Source organism: Mesorhizobium sp. WSM4847, assembly GCF_055811335.1.
In genome coordinates this window covers 39,571-59,006 of record NZ_JBVVPY010000025.1, presented here as the reverse complement: position 1 = coordinate 59,006, position 19,436 = coordinate 39,571, and the positions used below count along the sequence as shown (strand labels likewise).

The window sequence follows — 19,436 nt, the reverse complement described above, 5'->3', positions numbered from 1 at the left end:
GGTTCTGAACCATTTGGGTCGAAAACGCGCTGTCGGGCAGCCGGTTCCGGTTCCTGAAGGCCCGTCGCTAGGGCTCGTCGTCCAGCATGTGCTCGAAATAGTCGTCGGGCTCGGCGAGATCGGTCTCGCTGGCGCTGACCCGGCCCCGCATGGAGATGCCGGCCTCATGCACCGTCTCGGCACTGCCTGAAACCAGCCTGTGCCACCAGTAGAGATCGTGGCCCTCGGCGACCAGCCGGTAGGCGCAGGTTTTGGGCAGCCAACTGATGGTGCGCACATTCTGCGGCGTCAGACCGACGCAGTCCGGGACACGCGCCAGCCGGTTGGCATAATCGGAGCAGCGGCAAGTTTCGGCGTCGAACAGCCGGCAGCCGACGCTCGTCCAGTAAATCGCGCCAGTGTCTTCGTCCTCGAGTTTCGACAGGCAGCATTTGCCGCAGCCGTCGCAAAGCGATTCCCACTCGGCCGGGGTCATCGCCTCGAGCGTCTTCGTTTTCCAGAACGGCGTTTCCATCGTCGGGATGTGGCCCCTGACCGGGTGAAGGTCAAGCACCGCAACAGACGCTGACCCCGCCGGCACCATAGGCCGGCACCATAGGAATAACACGAAGTCGCCTTCAAAACGCCGGCCAATTGCCCTTCGTAGCCGTTAATGCCCGCTAACCGGAACCAATCCGGTTGATGAACAGTTTGGGCCGGGATGGGACGCCAAAGGAGGATTTTTAATGAAACGCCAACCACGGATTCTGGCAGGCACGGCACTTGGCCTGCTGATGGCGTCCGCGCCGTTGGGCGCATTCCCGTTGCAGGGCAGTGCCGCGTTCGACCCACCGCAGAATACCGCCACGCCGTTGATCCCCGTGCAATCGAATTGCCCCGAAGGCGAGTCGGCGGAAGGCTGCGCACCGCAGGCGGAACCGGAGCAGAAGCCTCGCAAGAAGCGCGAGGAACAGGCCGCGCCTTCCGGCGAGGAGCAGCAGGGCGGTCAGCGCAGGAAGAAGCGCGAGCAGCAACAGCAGGAGGAAGCCGCACCCGCCGAACGGGCCGCACCTGCGAGCGATGAACAGCCCGAGCCGCGCAGAAAGAAGCGTGACCGGCAACAGCAGGAGGAAGCCGCGCCGGCCGAACGGCCCGCCGAGCAGGCCGCACCTGCCAGCGACGAACAGCCCGAACCGCGCAGGAAGAAGCGTGACCGGCAACAGCAGGAGGAAGCCGCACCGGCCGAACGGCCCGCCGAGCAGGCCGCACCTGCCAGCGACGAACAGCCCGAACCGCGCAGGAAGAAGCGCGACCGGCAACAGCAGGAGGAAGCAGCACCTGCCGAAAAGCCCGCCGAGCAGGCGGCGCCTGCCAGCGACGAACAGCCCGAACCGCGCAGAAAGAAGCGCGACCGGCAACAGCAGCAGGAAGCCGAGCAGGCTGCGCCTGGCGAAGAGGTCGCACCCGCAAATGACAACGAGCAGGTGACGCCGCGCAGGAAGAAGCGGGAACAGGACCAGCAGATCGAAGCCGCACCATCCGAACAGCCAGCCAGCAAGGAAGCCGGCGAGCAGGCCGAGCCGCTTCCGACCGACCAGCAAACGGCTCCCGCTGAGGGCGACAAGCCCCGGGATCAGGCCAGGGAACGCGGCAAGAAGCCTGTCGACGAACAGCCGGTGACAGGCGAGCAGCCTTCAACCGGCGAGCAGCCCGCCGAGCGCGAACAGGCCGCGCCCGCTGAAGGGGAGGGTCCGGCCCAAGGCGAGGCTCCCGTGTTCGACAGCCAGAAGGATGCCAGGCGCAAGCGCAAGGGCGGCAGGGACAACGCGCAAGAGACCGGCGGCCTGGACGCGGGTGGTCAGCCCACCCAGCAGGACGGCGAACAGGCGGAAGCCCCGAGGCCGGCTCCGGTCGACCAGGGACCGCCGCCCACCGACGACAGGGCGGCCCAGCAGGCGATCAAGCTTGAGAGGATGGTTCGGGCGACGGAGGAAAAGGGCAGACGCGTTGAGCGTGCGCCCGACGAGGAAAACATTCGCCGCCGCCGTGAACGCCCGCGCGGGGTCGACGTCGTCAGGGAACTGGGCGACCGCGTCATCCTCCAGTTCAACAACCAGACGATCGTGGAAAGCGACGATGCGCCGCGCATGCGGCGTGGCGCGCGGAACGTCTACTATGAGGAGTTGTCGAGCAATCGCACCCGGGAAATCGTCGAGCGTGACAATGGTATCCAGATCGTCACCATCCGCAACCGCTACGGCGACGTCGTCCAGCGTTCACGCATCGCGCCCGATGGGCGCGAATATGTGCTGAGCTATGTCGACGAGCGACACTATGAGGACGATGGCGACTGGCGCGATCCGGGCGACGACCTGCCGCCGATTCGGATCGACATTCCGCGCGAGGAGTACATTCTGGATTCCGAAGAGGTCGAGGATCCGGAAGACTACTATGCCTTCCTTGAACAGCCGCCGGTGGAGAGGGTGCAGCGCCTCTACTCGATCGACGAGGTCAAGCGCTCGGCCCGCGTGCGCGACATCGCCCGCCGCATCGACCTCGACACGCTGAACTTCGAATTCGGTTCAGCCTCGATCCCCGAAACCGAGGTGCAGAAACTGGAAGGCGTCGCCACCGCCATGGAGAAGCTGCTGGAGAAGAACCCGGCGGAAACCTTCCTGATCGAGGGCCATACCGATGCCGTCGGCAAGCCGGAGGCGAACCTCGCTCTGTCCGACCGTCGCGCCGAGGCGGTCGCCGAAGCCCTGAGCAATGCCTTCAGCATCCCGCCGGAGAACCTGACGACACAGGGCTATGGCGAGGAGTATCTCAAGGTCGATACGTCGGAGCCTGAGCGCGAGAACCGTCGCGTCGCCATCCGCCGCATCACCTCGCTGGTGGCGCCGGTCGCCAGCGCGAATTAATTCGCAATTCCAGGAACCTGAACTGGTTTCTGGAATCTATGCGGGAAGACGCAGCCCACCCCGGTTTCACCGGGATGGGCAATTTCCGGCAGTGAGCCGAGGTTGCAGGAGAATGTACGTCGCGATTTTAGCCAGGCATTGAATCGCGAGGTCGTCCACCCCAGATTCTGGCTAGGGCTTCCCTGCCCTGTCCCGACTCCAGCGGGACACATGAGCCCCGCCGGTACCCCTCGCCGGCGGGGTTTTGTTTTCGGCTTCGGTTGGGAAACGAGGGCCTATGCCCGGTGCCAGTCAGTAGATATTTTTCACGTTGGTTTTCGAATTCGCAAACACCTCGTCGGGCACGAAGAAGTCACCGGCGAGTGGGCCTTTCGCATCAGGCGCATAGATTGAAAAATCGTTGACGCCCTCCGCGCGCAGCACCTCCTCGTCGATGTAGAAATTGCCGGTCGCTTCGCGCGACGGCCTGAGCAGGATCGCATGCGCGGCATCGGCCATGATATCGGGCGAACGGCTCATCGCCGCCACTGTCGCCCCGCCCAGAAGATTGCGCACCGCTGCCGTATCGATCGTCGAGATCGGCCACAGCGAATTGACGGCGATGCCGTCCCTGGCGAACTCCGCGCTCATGCCCAGCGTGCACATCGACATGCCGAATTTGGCTATCGTATAGGCGACATGGTTCTTGAACCATTTGGCCTTCATGTCTAGTCGCGGCGCCAGATTCAAGATGTGAGGATTGTCGGCCAACTTCAGGTGCGGAATGCACATTTTGGAAACAATGAACGTGCCGCGTGTGTTGATCTGGTGCATCAGGTCGTAGCGCTTCATGTCGGTTTCCAGCGTGCCGGTGAGTTGGATGGCGCTGGCATTGTTGATGCAGATGTCGATGCCGCCGAATTTTTCGACGGTTCTGGCGACCGCCTCGGCCACCTGCCCCTCCTCGCGTATGTCGCACAGCATCGGCAATGCCTTGCCGCCGGCCTGCTCGATCTCCTCAGCCGCCGTATAGATTGTGCCCGGCAGCTTCGGGTGGGGCTCGGCGGTCTTGGCCGCGATGGTCACATTGGCGCCGTCGCGCGCGGCGCGCAGCGCGATCGCCAGCCCGATGCCGCGCGACCCGCCGGAGATGAACAGCGTCTTTCCCTTGAGCGACATGTCTTGCGCCTCCGTTGCAAATCGGTTGGTCGCGATCCTTGCCCCGTGCCGTCGCCGGATACAAGAGCGGGGAGCATCGAGAGATGGTGACGCTGCGGAGGATTTCCGCGGCGTCGCGCTGCCCCTCATCGCCCTGCCGGGCACTTCTCCCCGTATAGAGACGGGGAGAAGGACGCCTTCATCACAGCTTTCGCCAACTGGCAACGTCGCAAGAATGGAGCCGTGGCTGCGTTCAGCTCCCTTCTCCCCGTCACTATACGGGGAGAAGGTGCCGGCAGGCGGATGAGGGGCAGCGCAAACTTTGACAATGGTCGCCCCACATCCTGCCTTGGGACGTCATTCACTAAACCAGCACCAGGCCTTGCCGCATGGCGATGGCGATGGCGTCGGTGCGGTTGGCCGCACCTAGCTTGATCAGGATCGCCGCGACGTGGAACTTCGCGGTATGCACGGAAATGTTCAGGCGCCGCGCGATCACCTTGTTGGGCGCGCCCTCGGCCAAAAGCGCCAGCACTTCGCTCTCGCGCGGCGACAGCACCGGCCGGCCGGCGCTGTCGCCGACCGGCTCCTCGTCGGAGAGATCGTCGTCATGGAAGGCGAAATCGTCATGTCGATCGGACAAGGGGCGGCCCTCGCCCGAGATCCGATAGCCAGCCGCCGCCAGTCGCGCGGCGGCAGCGATAAGCAGATCGTCCACTGCCGGCGGCAGCACGGCAAACACGGTATCGGCCGGCCGCTGCCGGCTCGCTCGTTGCGACAGGAGCACCCGAGGTATCGCGGGATCGCTGGGCCCGCCTTCCACGCCCCCTCTTTCCAGGTAAACGCCATCGACGATCGCGACATCCGCTCTGTCGGCGCTATTGCTGCTACCGGCCACAATCGGCAGCAGATCGCCGGTCGCGGCAAGAGCGGTGGACAGGTGCTCGGCGCGCACGACGTCATCGAGCGCGATCAGCACCGTCAGCCGCCGCCCCGTGATCCTGTGACTTGCCATCGATCTTCTCAGTTTAGCGGCTTTTCGCCGATGGTCAGCACGACGTCGCGCCGTTCGCCGCCGCGCACCACGCCGAGCGTCACCGACGCGCCGGCGCTGTCCGGCCCGAGCCTGCGGATCAGCTCGCGCGGGCCGTGCACGGCCTCGCCGTTCCACGACGCGATGATGTCGCCAAGATGCAGGCCGGCCGCCTTCGCCGGGCCATTGTCGTCGAGGCTCATCACCATCGCGCCATGCGTGTCGCCGTTGCGGATCGGGTGCAGGCCGGCGCCGAGATAGCCGCGCGCGACATGGCCCTTCTCGCGCAGCGTCGCCACCGCCCGTTCGATCGTCTCGTAAGGCATAACCAGCGCCCGCCGGCGCGGCCCGAACAGCAGCATGCCGATCAGTGCGCCCTTGGCGTCGAGCACCGGGCCGCCCTCGAAACGGCCACCGGCATTGACGGCCAGATTGATGCGCCGGTCGATCGTGCCGCCGCGCATAGAGCGCCAGGCCGGACCGACCTCACCAACCGTTCCGAATGCAGCGAGCGACGCACCGTCGCTATTGCCGACGGCAATGGCCAGATGGCCCGGCCGCGCCGTGCCTGCCTCGGCCAGCGGCGGCACGTCCGGTGCGCCGGTCGGCTTCAGAAGGGCGGTCCCGGTGGATGGATCGCGGCCGACCAGCTCAGCCTTCACCTTGTCGCCCGAAGAAAGCGTCAGCTCGATCTCCTCGCCGGCCTCAACCGCCTCCTCGGCAGCGACAAAATAGCCGTCGCGCCAATGGAAGGCGGTCGCGGTGCGATGCTGATGCGTGGCGAAACTCGCCGTCGCCGGCGCCGCTGCGGCGGCGATATCGGCTATGGCGTCGGAAAATGCGCTCAGATTGAAGTCGCTCATGTCGGTCTCCTGGGTCTTTTTCGCATCGGCCCGAAAATCGGCATCGATTTGTCGGAAAGCACGATGCGAGAACTCAAAGTCTTAGAGCGCACTTTGAGCGTCCAATGGACGCTCATCGCTCTACCCCAGATATCGCTCGGCAGCGCGTTGGCGGGTACTCGCCTGACGGCTAGTTGGGCGTTGGACTGGCCATCTGGTCAGGTCGCGGCCGATCCGGCCGTTCCGCACATATAGGCATCCTTCATCTTGCTCTAAAGACACGGAGCCCTGCCATGTCCCTCCCCGCCCAGCAATTGCAGTTCGACGATGCGCTGCTCGACGATTATTCGGCAACGGTCGCCGATGCCGTGGACCGCATCGGTCCCGCCGTCTGCCGCATCGAGCGCATCGGTGGCGCCGGCGGCCGAGGCTCCGGCTTCGTCATCACGCCGGATGGGCTGGTCGTCACCAATTTCCACGTCGTCGGCGATGCCCGCAGCGTCCGCGTCACCATGCCGGACGGCGTGTCCAGAGAAGGCCGCGTTCTCGGCCGCGACCCCGACACCGACATCGCGCTGGTGCGTGCCGACGGCAGCTTTGGCGATATCGCGCCACTCGGCGATTCCAAGCGCCTGCGGCGCGGCCAGATCGCCATTGCCATCGGCAACCCGCTCGGCTTCGAATGGACCGTCACATCAGGTGTCGTCTCGGCGCTCGGCCGCTCGATGCGTGCTTCCACCGGCCGGCTGATCGACGATGTCATCCAGACCGACGCAGCGCTCAACCCCGGCAATTCCGGCGGACCACTGGTGTCGTCGGCGGGCGAGGTTATCGGCGTCAACACAGCCATGATCCATGGCGCGCAAGGCATTGCCTTCGCGGTTGCCTCCAACACCGCCAATTTCGTCATTTCGGAGATCATCCGCTTCGGCCGCGTCCGCCGCGCCTTCATCGGTGTCTCGGCCGACACGACAACCCTGCCGCGTCGCGCCGCCCTTTTGTCGCAAGTGTCGAGCAGCACGGCGGTGCGCCTGCGCAGTGTCGAGGCGAACAGCCCGGCCGCCAGAGCCGGCCTGAAAGAGGGCGACATCATCGCCGCCATCGACGGCCGCCCGGTCACCGGCGTCGACGATCTGGTGCGCATGCTCGACGCCGAGCGCATCGGCCGCGAAACGCTGTGCACAGTGGTGCGCCGCTCCGGCATTTCTCAGGTCCCGCTGATGCCGGTGGCGCGGACGTAATAACTATCGCGGCGCAAACAGTTGGCCAAGCAGCGAAACCAACAGCACTGCCAACTCGCCGGTCGGATCGAGGTCCGGATCGAAAATGGTCATGTCCATTCCGGTACAGCGCGGATCCGCCACCAGCGCCGCGAGGACGGCGATGAGATCGTCGGGATCGATACCGGGGCTGCCTGGTGAATCCACCGCAGGCATCACCGTCTGATCGAGCGCATCGACATCGAAATGCACCCAATAGGGCCAGCCGGTTCGCGCCAGCGTGGTCAAGGTCTTTTCCAGGACCTCTGCCGCGCCGAGCTCCCGCGCGGCAAAGACATCGATCAGCGTCATCGCGGTCGAAGTGATGTCGGGCCAGGCGAAGTCGGGGTTGCGGTTCTCGCGTTCGCCGATCTGAACCACCTGTTCGTCCGCAACAAGTGGGCTCGCGATCTCAGGCCAGTCGGTCAGCAACGGCTCACCACGTCCGGTGGCGAGCGCAAGGTCCATGCCGGCGGCCGAGCCGAGCGAAGCATCGACGTCGTAGTTGCCCGGATGGCGGAAATCGCTATGGCCATCGACATGGACCAGTGCCAGCGGACCGGATCGCCGTGCACCAGCCAGCGCGCCAAGCAGGACCGCGCAGTCGCCGCCGACGACCAGCGGGAACTCGCCTCGTCTCAGCGCGCCGGCAACCACTTCGGCGAGTCCGAGATTGAAGCTGCGTATCGCATTGCCGTTGCGCAGCCGGGTGCCCGGCTGCGGCTCCGTGTTATAGGCGGGCCGATCAAGATCAACCACTTTGAGGGGCGAAAGCGTCTCGATCAGGCCGGCTTCGGTCAACGCCTGCGGCGCACGCCACGTGCCCGGAATATGACCTGGCCTCAGCGGACGCAGGCCAAGGTTGGAGGGTGCGCGGACAAGGCAGATTTCACGCATGGAATGGGCCCAGGCTGATGAGCTCAGCATAGACCGCAAAGACATGACCGGCCACGCGGCTGAAGGCTTCAGCTGATATCTACAGACAATTCCTGCCAGCCCCTGTCTCGCTCAGCCCGCCGCGCCTTCGACAAACTGCTCCAGAAACTCGGCGCTCGGCGGGATCGGCTTGATCACGTCGATCAGCACGCCATTGGGGTCTTTGGTGATGAAATGACGCTGGCCGAAGGCTTCGTCGCGGAGCGTTCGCAGGATCGGCAGGCCGGCGGCGATGACCCGCTCATAGATAGCATCCGGGTTCTTGACCTCGAAATTGATCAGCAGGCCGGAGGTCCGGCCGCGCCCTTCCTCAGGAATGGTTTCATGATCGCCCTGGACGATGCCGAGATTGACGCGGCGATCCTCGGTTGATTGCAGATGCACGTACCAGTCGCTCTCGAACAGCGGCTTGAAGCCGAAGTGCGCGACATAGAAGGCCTTCGTGCCGGCAACGTCGCCGGTCATCAGCACCGGGTAATAGCTTGTCGTCTTCATCTTTCCTTCTCCCGTCAAATAACATACAGTCTGCATGTAAATGCGTATTAACATACAGGCTGCATGTATGCAACAGGAATCCGCGCGCCGCTCCAACCGCGATCGCACCGAAGCGACGCGGGCCGACCTGATCGCTGCGGCGCGAAAACTGTTCACCGAGAAGTCCTATGCGGAGACCGGCACGCCCGAGATCGTGGCTGCGGCCGGCGTCACCCGCGGCGCGCTCTATCATCACTTTGCCGACAAGCAGGCGCTGTTCGCCGCAGTGGTCGAGCAGGAGGCGGCGGCTGTGGCGGAAGAGATCGAGCGCGCCTCGCCGCCCTCGCTGTTTGCCCGCGACGCACTGATCGCCGGCTCGGATGCCTATCTTGCCGCCATGCGCGCACCCGGCCGCACCCGGCTGCTGCTGCTCGACGGGCCGGCCGTGCTCGGCCGCGCCGCCATGGACGAGATCGACAACCGCCACGGCAACCGCTCGTTGCGCGAAGGCCTGGTTGCCGCGATGCGCTCGCAGTCCATGATGAGATTGCCGGTGGAAGCGCTGACCGCGCTGCTTGCCGCCGCCTTCGACCGCGCGGCGCTCGCCATCGAAGCAGGCGCTTCGACCGAGGACTACCGTGCCGTTCTCATGGCGCTGATTGATGGTCTGTCGCCCCAGGCCCCTGGTTCGGCTCGAACTCGTTGAAACAGCCAAGCTGGCGCTTGAACTGGTCGATCAGCCAGGCCGCAGCCGGCTTCGGGCTGCGGTCGGCGCGGTGCATGGCATAAAGCGGCGCGCGGACTTCGCGATACGGCTCCAGATCGAGTTCCACCAGCCGGCCGTTGGCCACATCGTCAGCAATCAGCCATCGCGGCAGTCCGCCCCAGCCCAACCCTTCGCGCATCAGCGCATGCTTGGTTCGCATATCCGTAAGTCGCCAGGTGCGGTAGGCATAGACGCCGTAGTCGCGCCCTTTGGTGCGCTCGGACTGGTCGCTGACGACAAGTTGGATGTGTTCGCGCACCACCTCCAGCGGCACCGGCTTGGGAAGCAGCGCCAGCGGATGGCTTGGCGCGGCCGCCGGCACCATCGACATGAAGCCAATGCGCACAAGATGCGCGTCGACCTCGCCCAGCAGGCCGCCAATACCGAGATCGGCATGTCCATTGACGACATGATCGGGGATCAGCCCGAGCGTGCCGATATGCAGGCGCAGCATCACGGTTGGAAATTGCGCCTCGAACGCCTTCAACACGCGCACCAGCACGGTGGAAGGCAGCGTCGCATCGACCGACAGCGCGACTTCAGCCTCCAGGCCCTGCTTGTGGCTGTCGACGCGAGAGCGGATGCGCTGCAATACGCCGACCATGCGCCGCGCATCTTCCAGCGTCGCCCGGCCGACATCGGTCAGATGCGGCTCGCGCGTGCCCTCGCGCTCGAACAGTTTCAGCCCAAGCTGCGCCTCGAGATTGGCGATGGCGTAGCTGATGACCGACTGCGCTCGGTTGAGCTTGCGGCCGGCGGCGGAGAAGCTGCCGGTGTCGGCGACGGTGACAAGGATCTGAAGCTGATCAAGTGTCGGGTTTGGCTGCATCGTTCTATCCACTATTTGGATGGAACATACATAAAATATACCGGTTTTTCAAATGGGTCAGCTCGCCCATATAGGTCGGGACAGTTCAGCCAACCCCTGGAGACCCGCCATGTCCATCCTTCTCGTCACATCCAGTCCGCGCGGCAATGCCTCGCATTCGACCCGCATCGCCACTGAACTTGCGGAAAAGCTGCTCGCCGCCGATCCTTCGGCCAAGCTCGTCGCACGCGATCTCGTGGCAAACCCGCTGCCGCACATCGATCCGGACTATTCGACCGGCATCTATACGCCCGCCGAGGCCCGCACCCAGCGCCAGGCCGAGGTCGTCGGCGTTTCCGACGGCGTGCTCGATGAACTGTTTGCGGCCGACACCATCATCCTGGCCACCGGCTTCATCAATTTCGGCATCTCGTCGACGCTGAAATCCTGGGTCGACCACGTCTCCCGCACCGGCAAGACTTTCTCTTATGGCGAGAATGGCCCGAAGGGCCTCGTCACCGGCAAGAAGGTCTACATCGTCCTCGCCTCGGGCGGCATCTATTCGGAAGGCGCTGCCGTGCAGATGGACCACGCCATCCCTTACCTGCGCAGCGTGCTTGGCTTCATCGGCATGACCGACGTCGAAGTCATCCGCATCGAAGGCGTCGGCATGGGGCCGGATGCGGTCACTGCCGCTCTGGCCAAGGCCTCAGCCAAGGTGGATGCCTTGGTGACATCGACCGTAAGCAAACAGGCTGCGGCGGCGTAGGCCGCCAGCCGTCGGCAACTTGAAATCAAAGGCAGGCGCCTGACAGGGCGCTTGCCTTGTTCGTTTCAAGATGCGCCGGAGACCGATCGGGTCTCACCCGAACATCTTCTCGCCCTGCTCGTCGACCAGCTGAATGCCCTTTTTGATCGAGATGTCGACAGCGTCGTCGAGCCCGGCAAAACGATCGGCGCGGATGAATTTGTGCTCCTTCATCACGCCGTCGATCTCCTTGGAAACCACGCCGCAGGTCTGGTATTGGCCCTCCGCCTTGTACGGCGTGGCGCTGATCAAAAATCCCTTGTGCTCGATCTGCTTTGCCGGTGCAGCACTCTTTGGCTCGCCCGCGTCACCGCCGCCACCGCCGAAAAGACGTTTCAGAAAAGACATGGGCGCGCCCTCCAACGGCTATCATCCTGCATCACATAGCGTGGTGCAGGATGATTTCACTAGCGATCCTTAGGCAAACGGGCAAGGGCCGCATCCGGCCTGGAAGTCAGTCGCGCGACAGCGCTTCGAGGGCTTCGGCCGCCCCTTTCAATATCGCGATCGCCTCGGCCTGTTTTTCAGCGGGCGCGTCGACAATGTCGCCGAGGGCTGCGCGTAGCCGGTGGCGCACGGCGCGGAATTCGTCGCGCTTTTCCGAACCGCCGCGGCCGCGACGTCCGCTATCCTCGCCATCGTCGTTCCAGCCGAACCAGTCGCGCGCCTTTGCCATCTTGCGGCCGAAACGCTCGAGATGATCGAGCACATGGTCGATCATCTCGCGATTGTCATTGAGATGCGCCTGCCCTGCCTCGGTAATCGAAAACACCTTCTTGTTGCCTTCCGCCGACGAGACGGCATAGCCGGCCTCTTCCAGGAAGGTCAGCGTCGGATAGACCACGCCGGGGCTCGGGCTGTAGACGCCGCTGGTGCGTTCCTCCAGCGCCTTGATGATGTCATAGCCATGGCGCGGCGTCTCGGCCAGCAGCGACAGCGTGATCAGCTTGAGATCGCCGTCGGCCAGCATACGCCCGGCGCGGAACATGTCGCCCGGCCCGCCGCGCCCGCCGCCCCTCATGCCGTGGCCGAATGGGCCGAAGCCGCCGCCACGACCGCCGACTTGCCGGCCATATGCACGAAAACGCGCTCGGCATGCTCGCCGAAATGATGATGTCCGTGCATTGTCTGCTCCTTGAGTTATGTCTTACGATATATCTCAATTATGCGAAGGAGGCCGTTGAGTCAAGATATATCTTACGATGTATCTGAGAACGGTGCCACCAGATTGATTTCGTCACCGAGCTGGTTACCAGCGGCCCTTGCGCCGGTTCCAGGCATAGAGAAGATCGGCGAAGCGATCATAGGCATAGCGCGTCAGCGGCAGCACGGCGCGATTGCCGAACAGCGCTGCCAGCCAGCCCTCGCCCGGCGTTCTCAGCCAGACGGCAATTGCGACGTCGGCGCCGACCAGCAGCCTGCCGTCCGCATCGGTTGCGTGCAGCCGGCGGCGGATGTCCTCCAGCGACACGCCGTATCCGGCCAGCGCCGCCGGTTCGGCATTGATGTCGCGAAACGCGATCCGCCCGGCCTTGATCGCCTCGACCAGCCGCCGCTTCTGCCTGACGATGCCGGCATCGCAAACCGGACAACGGGTATTGTACCAGATGGTCAGCAGAGGCTTGGGCATGTGTCTCGAGACGCGAGGTGAAGTGCTGCGCTGACTATCCGGGAAATACCTTCGCCCCGCAACATTTCGGGCCAGCCACTTTCGCGCCAGCCACCTTCGGGCCGGATTGGCCGGGCGCCGTCGAGCGGCGCCTGACCGTCCGATGTCCGGCAGCTTGCGCGGGTCTATAGCCGCGCACGCCTCAGCCGAGCGAGGCGATGATTTCGCGATAGGCCAATTCCGGGAAAGCCTTGAGCGTCCGCGTCCTCACGTTACCGCCTGACGCCAGCATCAGCGAGAAACGCGCGAGCACCGCATCGTCGGGCGCTTCGACGACCGCCACCATATCGCATTCGCCCATGGTGAGATAAAAAGCCTTGAAAGAGCCGCCCATGTCCCCCAGCAGCTTCTTGGCGGCATCGAGCCGCTTCGGCGACTCGCGCACATTTCTGGCGCCCTGCTCAGTCCAGTTGATCAGCACGATATAGGTTGTCATGCACACCTCCCTCCGGAGGCCTCGGAGCGCGGCGTCATCGCCGGGGCGGGCATCCGGGTTTGTCGCCCAGAAAAAGCATCCGACACGCGATTATCCTCCCACAGCCGGTATGCTGCAAGAACAACCGCACCGTCCGGCGAGACAATCCCTGATCGGGTAGGAGGGAGCCTTGCGGCATCCCCCCTCCCACACCACCGTGCGTACGGTCCCGTACACGGCGGTTCGTGTCGCGCTCGGCTTGAGGTCCTCAATGCCCGCCGCCCTATTGGCGCCCAGCCTTATCTTGCGGGTTCCGCCCGCTACTTCCGGCTCAGGCCCTCTCGCGAGGTATCTGCCCAAGGCGGTCGGAAATGAAGTCCGACCTCCATCGACACGTTCAGCCCTTCACCGGTTGGTCCGGCTACTACGGCCTCTGCTGACTCCTGCCGACCCTTCCCGGCGCCTCTCGGCGGCGGTAGCACACCCGTTTCCGGGGGCAGGCCGGCAGGCCTCCCAGGGTAAGACGCGTGACCTTCGTGCCATCTACCTGTCGCATCTACGGCCACACCCTCCGGGTGATATCGGGCTTCGGGCTTCATTGCTCCCTCGCCCGGATGCGGACGCCTCATATGCGCTTCCTGTTCGTCAGGCCGGCACTTTGCTTGCAGCTTCCTTCAGACCCCGCCTCGCGACGACGCCCTTGCTGTTCGGCTAGCGGTTCCCATCACCAGGGTCCGCAGAGGACTTTCACCTCCAAGTCATCGACCGGATACCATCCCGGTCAAACGGTGCTTGCGCACCACGCGCCATGCCTGGCGCACAACGAAAAAGGGCGCCGAAGCGCCCTTTAAATTGTTATTCGTTGCCCGGCATCAGCTGTCCAGAAAGCTCCGCAGCTTGCGCGAGCGGCTCGGGTGCTTGAGCTTGCGCAGCGCCTTGGCTTCGATCTGGCGGATGCGCTCACGGGTGACCGAGAACTGCTGGCCGACTTCCTCCAGCGTGTGGTCGGTGTTCATGCCGATGCCGAAGCGCATTCTGAGCACGCGCTCTTCACGCGGGGTGAGTGAAGCAAGCACCCGCGTCGTCGTCTCGCGCAGATTGGCCTGGATCGCTGCGTCGATCGGCAGGATCGCCATCTTGTCCTCGATGAAATCGCCGAGATGCGAATCCTCCTCGTCGCCGACCGGCGTTTCGAGCGAAATCGGCTCCTTGGCGATCTTCAGCACCTTGCGCACTTTTTCCAGCGGCATCGCGAGCTTTTCCGCCAGTTCCTCCGGCGTCGGCTCGCGGCCGATCTCGTGCAGCATCTGGCGCGAGGTGCGCACGATCTTGTTGATCGTCTCGATCATGTGCACCGGAATGCGGATTGTGCGTGCCTGGTCGGCGATCGAGCGGGTGATCGCTTGCCGGATCCACCACGTCGCATAGGTCGAGAACTTGTAGCCGCGGCGGTATTCGAACTTGTCGACCGCCTTCATCAGGCCGATATTGCCTTCCTGGATCAGGTCGAGGAACTGCAGGCCGCGATTGGTGTATTTCTTGGCGATGGAAATGACGAGGCGCAGATTGGCCTCGACCATTTCCTTCTTGGCGATCGCGGCTTCGCGCTCGCCCTTCTGCACCTGGTTGACGATCTTGCGGAATTCCAGGATCGAGATCGCCGTTTCGGTGGCGAGATTCTGGATCTCGGCGCGCAGGTCGCGGATCGCGTCCTTTTCGTTCTTGGTGAATTCCTTCCAGCCGCGCGAGGTCAGATTGCCGATCGAGCGCGTCCAGTTCGGATCGAGCTCCGAGCCCTGGTACTCCTTCAGGAATTCCTCGCGGCGCACGCCATAGCTTTCGGCCAGCCGCAACAGCTTGCCTTCGTTCTGCACCAGGCGCTTGTTGATGTCGTAGAGCTGCTCGACCAATGCCTCGATGCGCGCCGTGTTCAGGGATAGCGACTTCACCGCCTTGATCAGCTGGTCCTTCAGCTCCTTCAGCCGGCGGTCCTGGCTGGGCGACAGCGTGCCGGCGGCAGCCAGCCGGTTCTCGACCTGCTGGTCCTGCAGCTTGCGCAACTTCTTGTAGGTGTCGGCGATGACGTCGAGCGTCTCCATCACCTGGGGACGCAGCTCCGCTTCCATCGCCGCCAGCGACAGGCTGGCTTCGTCCTCGTCTTCCTCGTCGTCATCAGTCAGACCGCGCGTGTCGCCGCCGACATTGGTGATGTCGTCCTCGTCCTCGCGCGAACGGCGCGGCTTGTCGTCGGTCTTGGCTTCCTCGATCCGCTCGACCACCGGCGCCTGCTTGGCCTCCGGTCCGGCATAGGTCGCTTCGAGGTCGATGATCTCGCGCAAGAGGATCTTCGATTCGTTGAGCTCGTCACGCCAGATGATGATGGCCTGGAAGGTCAGCGGGCTTTCGCACAGGCCCGCGATCATCGTCTCGCGGCCAGCCTCGATGCGCTTGGCAATCGCGATTTCGCCCTCGCGCGACAGAAGCTCGACCGAGCCCATCTCGCGCAGATACATGCGAACCGGATCGTCGGTACGATCGGTCGGCTCTTTCTTGGTGGTCGTCGCAGCAACGGCGGTACCGGTCTGCTCGGCCAGTTCGTTGGCGTCTTCCTCGGCGTCGGCAGCCGCGTCGGCGGCTTCGGGCTCCTCGCCCTGCTCGTCGTCCTCGACCACGTTGATGCCCATGTCGGAGAGCATGGCCATCGTGTCCTCGATCTGCTCGGAGGTGACTTCCTCCGAGGGCAGCACCGAATTCAGTTCGTCCATGGTGACATAGCCGCGCTTCTTGGCGGCCTTGATCATCTTCTTGACAGCATCGTCGGAAAGGTCGAGCAGAGGGCCATCGGTGGCGCCTTCACGTTCGGTCTCGACCTCTTCCTTTTCTTTTGTCGCCATTCTTTATTTTCTCCAAGCGGCCAGGTATCTAGCCGCATAAGTATCAAGCCGCGTAAGCTGCCGTACCGGTTAAATCAGATGCGCTCTCGCTAGAACGCGTTTCCCCGGGCCAGTAACTGCATCTCTCGTTAAGTCCAGATTAACCCTGGTAACTGTGTCAGGCTGACCGCCTGTCCAGTGACCGGTACCTCACATCGCTGCATTTCCGTCGACGCCGGCGCGGGTTAACGTTTCGAATCGTCCTGATTCCGTCATTCTGCCAGAAGGTCAAGCGCCTCTCGCATGATTCGCATGAAAAAAGCGAATCAATTACCCGACTTAAAGCGCCGCGGCTGATTCGACGCGCAAGCACGGTTCTGCACTTTCACTCTTTCGTAAGCTTCGACCTACACCCGTCCGGCCCTGCCCGAAGACACGCCGAACCCTTCAATCAGCGCCTCCGTTGCCTGCACATCACGAAATTGCGCCTGGATCTCGACGAGATGCCGGTAGTTTTCGTCCGTGGGATCGCTGGCGAGCGCTGCTTCTGCCTGTTTCAGCTCCTTATGTAAGGTGCGCGCGCTGCGCTGCAAGTGGAGCGCCTGGCTGAAGGCGTCGCGGGCATCGTCAAGTCCGGCCGTTTCCAGCGCCGGCCATTGCCGCGCCCGTTTGATCAGCGCCACCACGCGCGCCCAGATCTCGCCGCAGCCGGCACGTTCGATCGTCGCGATCACCGCGTTGCGGTCGTTGGCCATGTCATGCGCCATCGCATCGAGGATCGCCGCGTGCAATCGCTTCAGATCGGTGTTGGCGAGGTCGAGGAACTCGACATGCGCGAAATTCTCGTCGATCAGCGCTGGATGATTGACAAGAGCTGCGATGATCGTCGCCTCGCGCACCGACATCCCCTCGCTGCCGCGCTTGACCAGCGCCGAGCGGCCAAGGCTTTCGGTGATCGCGGTGCGTCCACCGGCATTGCCGCCGCGTGCGAACTGCCCGCCAGCAGCTGAGCCCTTGCCCTGAAAGCGCCCGCCGGACCGCCCGTCTTGGCGCCCCCCTTGATAGGTTTGGCGCGCGCCGCGCTGGGCGCCGAAAAAGCTTAGCACTCGCTCGCGCATTTCCTGTTGGTAGTGATAGCGCAAGCTCTCGTCGCGGATGCGGCTGGTCAGTTCGCGCAGCGTTTTTTCCAGTTCCGCCCGTCGTTCCGGCGTGTCGAAGATGCCGCCGGCCGTTTCTCGCATCCACAAAAGGTCGGCGAGCGGCCGCGCCTCGGAAAGCACGGCGCCAAACGCGTCCGGCCCTTCGGCCTTGACCAGATCGTCGGGGTCCTTGCCTTCGGGCAGAAGCGCAAAGCGCACCGAGCGGCCTGCCTGGACCGCCGGCAGCGCCATGTCGGCGGCGCGCCATGCCGCCTTCAGACCGGCCTGGTCGCCATCGAAGCACAGCACCGGCTCGCCGGCCATCCGCCACAGCAGTTCGAGCTGGTTTTCGGTCAGCGCGGTGCCGAGCGGCGCCACGACATTCTCGAAACCGGCCTGCGCCAGCGCGATCACGTCCATATAGCCCTCGACGGCAATCACCGTGCCGCCCTTGGCCACTGCCTTGCGCGCCCGGGCGAAATTATAGAGCACGTTACCCTTGTGGAAGAGCTCGGTGTCGGGCGAATTCATGTATTTGGCGAGCGCATCGGCTGCCAGCGCCCGCCCGCCAAAGGCGATTATCTTGCCTCTGGAGTCCGGGATCGGGAACATGATGCGGTCGCGGAACCAATCGTAGGAAACCGGAACGTCGTCGCCACGGCGCACCAGCCCGCATGCCTCGATATCGGCCTTGGGCACGCCCTTGGCGGCAAGATGCTCCTTCAGCGCATTGCGACTGTCGGGCGCATAGCCGAGCCGGAACGACTGCTGCGTCGCCGGCGTCAGCCCGCGGTCGCGCAGATAGGCGCGGGCTTTTGCGCCTTCCGGTCCCTGCAGCCGCTCCTGGAAGAAGGCGGTCGCCATTTCCATGACTTCGGTCAGGCTGGCGCGTTCCTTTTCGCGCCGTTCCTCCTGGGCATCGCGCAACGGCATCGGCACCCCGGCCATGTCGGCGATCTTCTCGACCGCTTCGGGAAAGCTCATTCCGTCGAGTTCGGTGAGGAATTTGAAGTGGTCGCCCGAAACCGAGCAGCCGAAGCAATGATAGCGTCCCTTCTTGTCCTCGCAGTGAAAGGACGGGCTCTTCTCGCCATGGAAGGGACAGCACGCCCAATAATCGCCGCGCGGCGCGTTGGTCTTCTTCCTGTCCCACGCCACGCGCTGGCCAATCACCGAGGAAATCGGCACGCGGTCGCGTATCTCGTCGAGGAAGGCAGGTGGAAAGCGCATCGGAAACGGCTCGTTTGCGTCCATATAATCACGCCGGCGAAACCCGACGACTCCTAATGCGAACCATACCCGGTTTTCACAGGGCAAAAAGAAGGCGGCCGTTGCGGGCCCCGGCCCGTAACCGAAATGTGGGATGCATGCGAGCGCACGGAGAATATCTGTGCCCACGATCTTGTAGTCGGCAGCCGCACCGTCAAGAAGCCCATGTCAATGGTTCTCATCAACTTGCCTGAGACACACCCGGCACCGTCCAGCAGGCCGCCGGCAGGCATGTGTCAAGGCTGCGCCGGAACGGCCGTTGCCGGCCTTCCGCTTGAAGAACGCCGGCACATGATATAAGTAAGTTGCGTCGATCATTACTGATCTCACCTCGTGGAGGCTCCAATGACGAACGCACTGTCCAGCATGCTCAAGGAGGCCGAAATCGAACGGCTGATGGCGGACACGCTGATGGAAAGATTGACCGCACCAGAGGCGCCGAGGAAGGCCGGCGGAAAGAATGTAGCCCGAAGCCGGAACCTCAAGGCCGCAGGGTTAAAGCGATTGAAAGCCATCGTGAGGAAGGCGGTAAGGGACGTCTTCGACGGTGTGGGGGCCTCCGAAAAACTGGATCCCGCCGCCGTGCGGTTGCTGGAACCGATCAGCGCAGTTGTTGCAAGAAAGCGAGCCGAGATGTCGGAGCGGAACATGGAACTCTTGGTGGAGGCCATGTTGCCCGCCAACGACCCCATGTCGGCAGTCCGATCGAAGATCGAGGCTGACAACGCCAGGGCGCGCGTGAGGTTCGCGGAGAAAGTCCCCTGCCTCACGAGTGCCGAGCTAGCCGAACTGGCAGGCCACAGCGCCCGCAACAGGAGCGCCACGGGGTCCAGGTGGAAGGCCGAAAGGAAGGCGTTCTCCGTACAGTTGAGTGGCCGCGAGCTGTTTCCCGCGTTCCAGTTCAAGGACGGCAAGCCTGATCCGGCGGTTGCGCGGGTACTGGAAGCGCTGCCGCCCGGCATGAGCCAGTGGCAGGTCGCCTTCTGGTTCCTTTCGTCCAATCCGTGGCTGGACGGAGGGGTTCCTTCGGAAAAGCTGGGCAAGGTAGACGCGGTCGTCGAAGCGGCACGTAAGTTGGGAGAGGAAGCGGCAGGTTGACATCCGTCCC

Annotated in this window: 17 protein-coding genes and 1 pseudogene; 5 read left to right on the top strand and 13 right to left on the bottom strand. The window is 63.9% G+C overall.

Annotated features, from left to right (window positions below; translation table 11 throughout):
* Positions 1-67: 67 nt before the first annotated feature.
* Positions 68-514: a YcgN family cysteine cluster protein gene (locus AC0L28_RS28310; RefSeq protein ID WP_091595075.1), complete on the bottom strand. Its 447-nt coding sequence runs from the start codon at positions 512-514 to the stop codon at positions 68-70.
* Positions 515-725: 211 nt separating this feature from the next.
* Here AC0L28_RS28310 and AC0L28_RS28305 point away from each other — a divergent pair, with 211 nt between their 5' ends.
* The gene (locus AC0L28_RS28305) at positions 726-2,900 is read left to right on the top strand and encodes an OmpA family protein (RefSeq protein ID WP_473481506.1); all 2,175 of its coding nucleotides are present in this window, start codon (positions 726-728) and stop codon (positions 2,898-2,900) included.
* Positions 2,901-3,191: 291 nt separating this feature from the next.
* On the opposite strand, the gene AC0L28_RS28300 is transcribed toward AC0L28_RS28305, so the two are convergent.
* The 3 genes from AC0L28_RS28300 to AC0L28_RS28290 form a co-directional block, all read right to left on the bottom strand.
* Positions 3,192-4,058: an SDR family oxidoreductase gene (locus AC0L28_RS28300; RefSeq protein WP_473481505.1), complete on the bottom strand. Its 867-nt coding sequence runs from the start codon at positions 4,056-4,058 to the stop codon at positions 3,192-3,194.
* Positions 4,059-4,401: 343 nt separating this feature from the next.
* Positions 4,402-5,052: a helix-turn-helix transcriptional regulator gene (locus AC0L28_RS28295; protein ID WP_023799737.1), complete on the bottom strand. Its 651-nt coding sequence runs from the start codon at positions 5,050-5,052 to the stop codon at positions 4,402-4,404.
* Positions 5,053-5,060: 8 nt separating this feature from the next.
* Complete coding sequence (locus tag AC0L28_RS28290; RefSeq protein WP_128170290.1) at positions 5,061-5,933, bottom strand: S1C family serine protease; 873 nt, start codon at positions 5,931-5,933, stop codon at positions 5,061-5,063.
* A gap of 272 nt (positions 5,934-6,205) precedes the next feature.
* Between AC0L28_RS28290 and AC0L28_RS28285 the strand changes: the two genes are divergently transcribed.
* Entirely contained in the window at positions 6,206-7,153 is a 948-nt protein-coding gene (locus AC0L28_RS28285; protein ID WP_023799740.1) for a S1C family serine protease, read from the top strand.
* Positions 7,154-7,156: 3 nt separating this feature from the next.
* Here AC0L28_RS28285 and AC0L28_RS28280 read toward each other — a convergent pair whose 3' ends face one another.
* Both AC0L28_RS28280 and AC0L28_RS28275 read right to left on the bottom strand, forming a co-directional pair.
* Entirely contained in the window at positions 7,157-8,068 is a 912-nt protein-coding gene (locus AC0L28_RS28280) for an arginase family protein (protein WP_287176508.1), read from the bottom strand.
* Positions 8,069-8,179: 111 nt separating this feature from the next.
* Positions 8,180-8,602 carry a VOC family protein gene (locus AC0L28_RS28275; RefSeq protein ID WP_023799742.1) on the bottom strand — a complete coding sequence of 141 codons (423 nt, stop codon included), beginning with the start codon at positions 8,600-8,602 and terminating at the stop codon, positions 8,180-8,182.
* A 67-nt stretch (positions 8,603-8,669) separates the two neighbouring features.
* Between AC0L28_RS28275 and AC0L28_RS28270 the strand changes: the two genes are divergently transcribed.
* Positions 8,670-9,287, top strand: coding sequence for a TetR/AcrR family transcriptional regulator (locus tag AC0L28_RS28270; protein ID WP_023799743.1), 618 nt, complete (start codon positions 8,670-8,672; stop codon positions 9,285-9,287).
* Here the strand turns inward: AC0L28_RS28270 and AC0L28_RS28265 are convergent.
* Positions 9,229-10,176 carry a LysR family transcriptional regulator gene (locus AC0L28_RS28265; protein ID WP_128247790.1) on the bottom strand — a complete coding sequence of 316 codons (948 nt, stop codon included), beginning with the start codon at positions 10,174-10,176 and terminating at the stop codon, positions 9,229-9,231. The two genes, AC0L28_RS28270 and AC0L28_RS28265, sit on opposite strands and share 59 nt — an antisense overlap.
* A gap of 109 nt (positions 10,177-10,285) precedes the next feature.
* Here AC0L28_RS28265 and AC0L28_RS28260 point away from each other — a divergent pair, with 109 nt between their 5' ends.
* Positions 10,286-10,924, top strand: a complete 639-nt coding sequence (locus tag AC0L28_RS28260; protein ID WP_023799745.1) for an FMN-dependent NADH-azoreductase — start codon at positions 10,286-10,288, stop codon at positions 10,922-10,924.
* A 93-nt stretch (positions 10,925-11,017) separates the two neighbouring features.
* Here AC0L28_RS28260 and AC0L28_RS28255 read toward each other — a convergent pair whose 3' ends face one another.
* The 6 genes and pseudogenes from AC0L28_RS28255 to dnaG all read right to left on the bottom strand — a co-directional run bounded on the left by AC0L28_RS28255 (position 11,018) and on the right by dnaG (position 18,289).
* On the bottom strand, positions 11,018-11,311 hold the full coding sequence (locus AC0L28_RS28255; protein WP_065009209.1) for an HlyU family transcriptional regulator: 294 nt from the start codon (positions 11,309-11,311) through the stop codon (positions 11,018-11,020).
* A gap of 106 nt (positions 11,312-11,417) precedes the next feature.
* Positions 11,418-12,088 (bottom strand): annotated as a pseudogene (locus AC0L28_RS28250) (PadR family transcriptional regulator).
* A gap of 124 nt (positions 12,089-12,212) precedes the next feature.
* Complete coding sequence (locus AC0L28_RS28245; protein WP_287260670.1) at positions 12,213-12,593, bottom strand: thiol-disulfide oxidoreductase DCC family protein; 381 nt, start codon at positions 12,591-12,593, stop codon at positions 12,213-12,215.
* Positions 12,594-12,774: 181 nt separating this feature from the next.
* Positions 12,775-13,068, bottom strand: coding sequence for a GYD domain-containing protein (locus tag AC0L28_RS28240; protein ID WP_128170295.1), 294 nt, complete (start codon positions 13,066-13,068; stop codon positions 12,775-12,777).
* 851 nt (positions 13,069-13,919) lie between these two features.
* Positions 13,920-15,941 carry an RNA polymerase sigma factor RpoD gene (rpoD, locus tag AC0L28_RS28235; RefSeq protein WP_027151164.1) on the bottom strand — a complete coding sequence of 674 codons (2,022 nt, stop codon included), beginning with the start codon at positions 15,939-15,941 and terminating at the stop codon, positions 13,920-13,922.
* Between the two features lie 386 nt (positions 15,942-16,327).
* Entirely contained in the window at positions 16,328-18,289 is a 1,962-nt protein-coding gene (gene dnaG, locus AC0L28_RS28230) for a DNA primase (RefSeq protein WP_473481540.1), read from the bottom strand.
* A 384-nt stretch (positions 18,290-18,673) separates the two neighbouring features.
* On the opposite strand from dnaG, the gene AC0L28_RS28225 reads away from it, so the two are divergent.
* Positions 18,674-19,426 (top strand): hypothetical protein, encoded by a 753-nt coding sequence (locus AC0L28_RS28225; RefSeq protein WP_473481504.1) that lies wholly within the window; start codon positions 18,674-18,676, stop codon positions 19,424-19,426.
* Positions 19,427-19,436 lie beyond the last annotated feature (10 nt).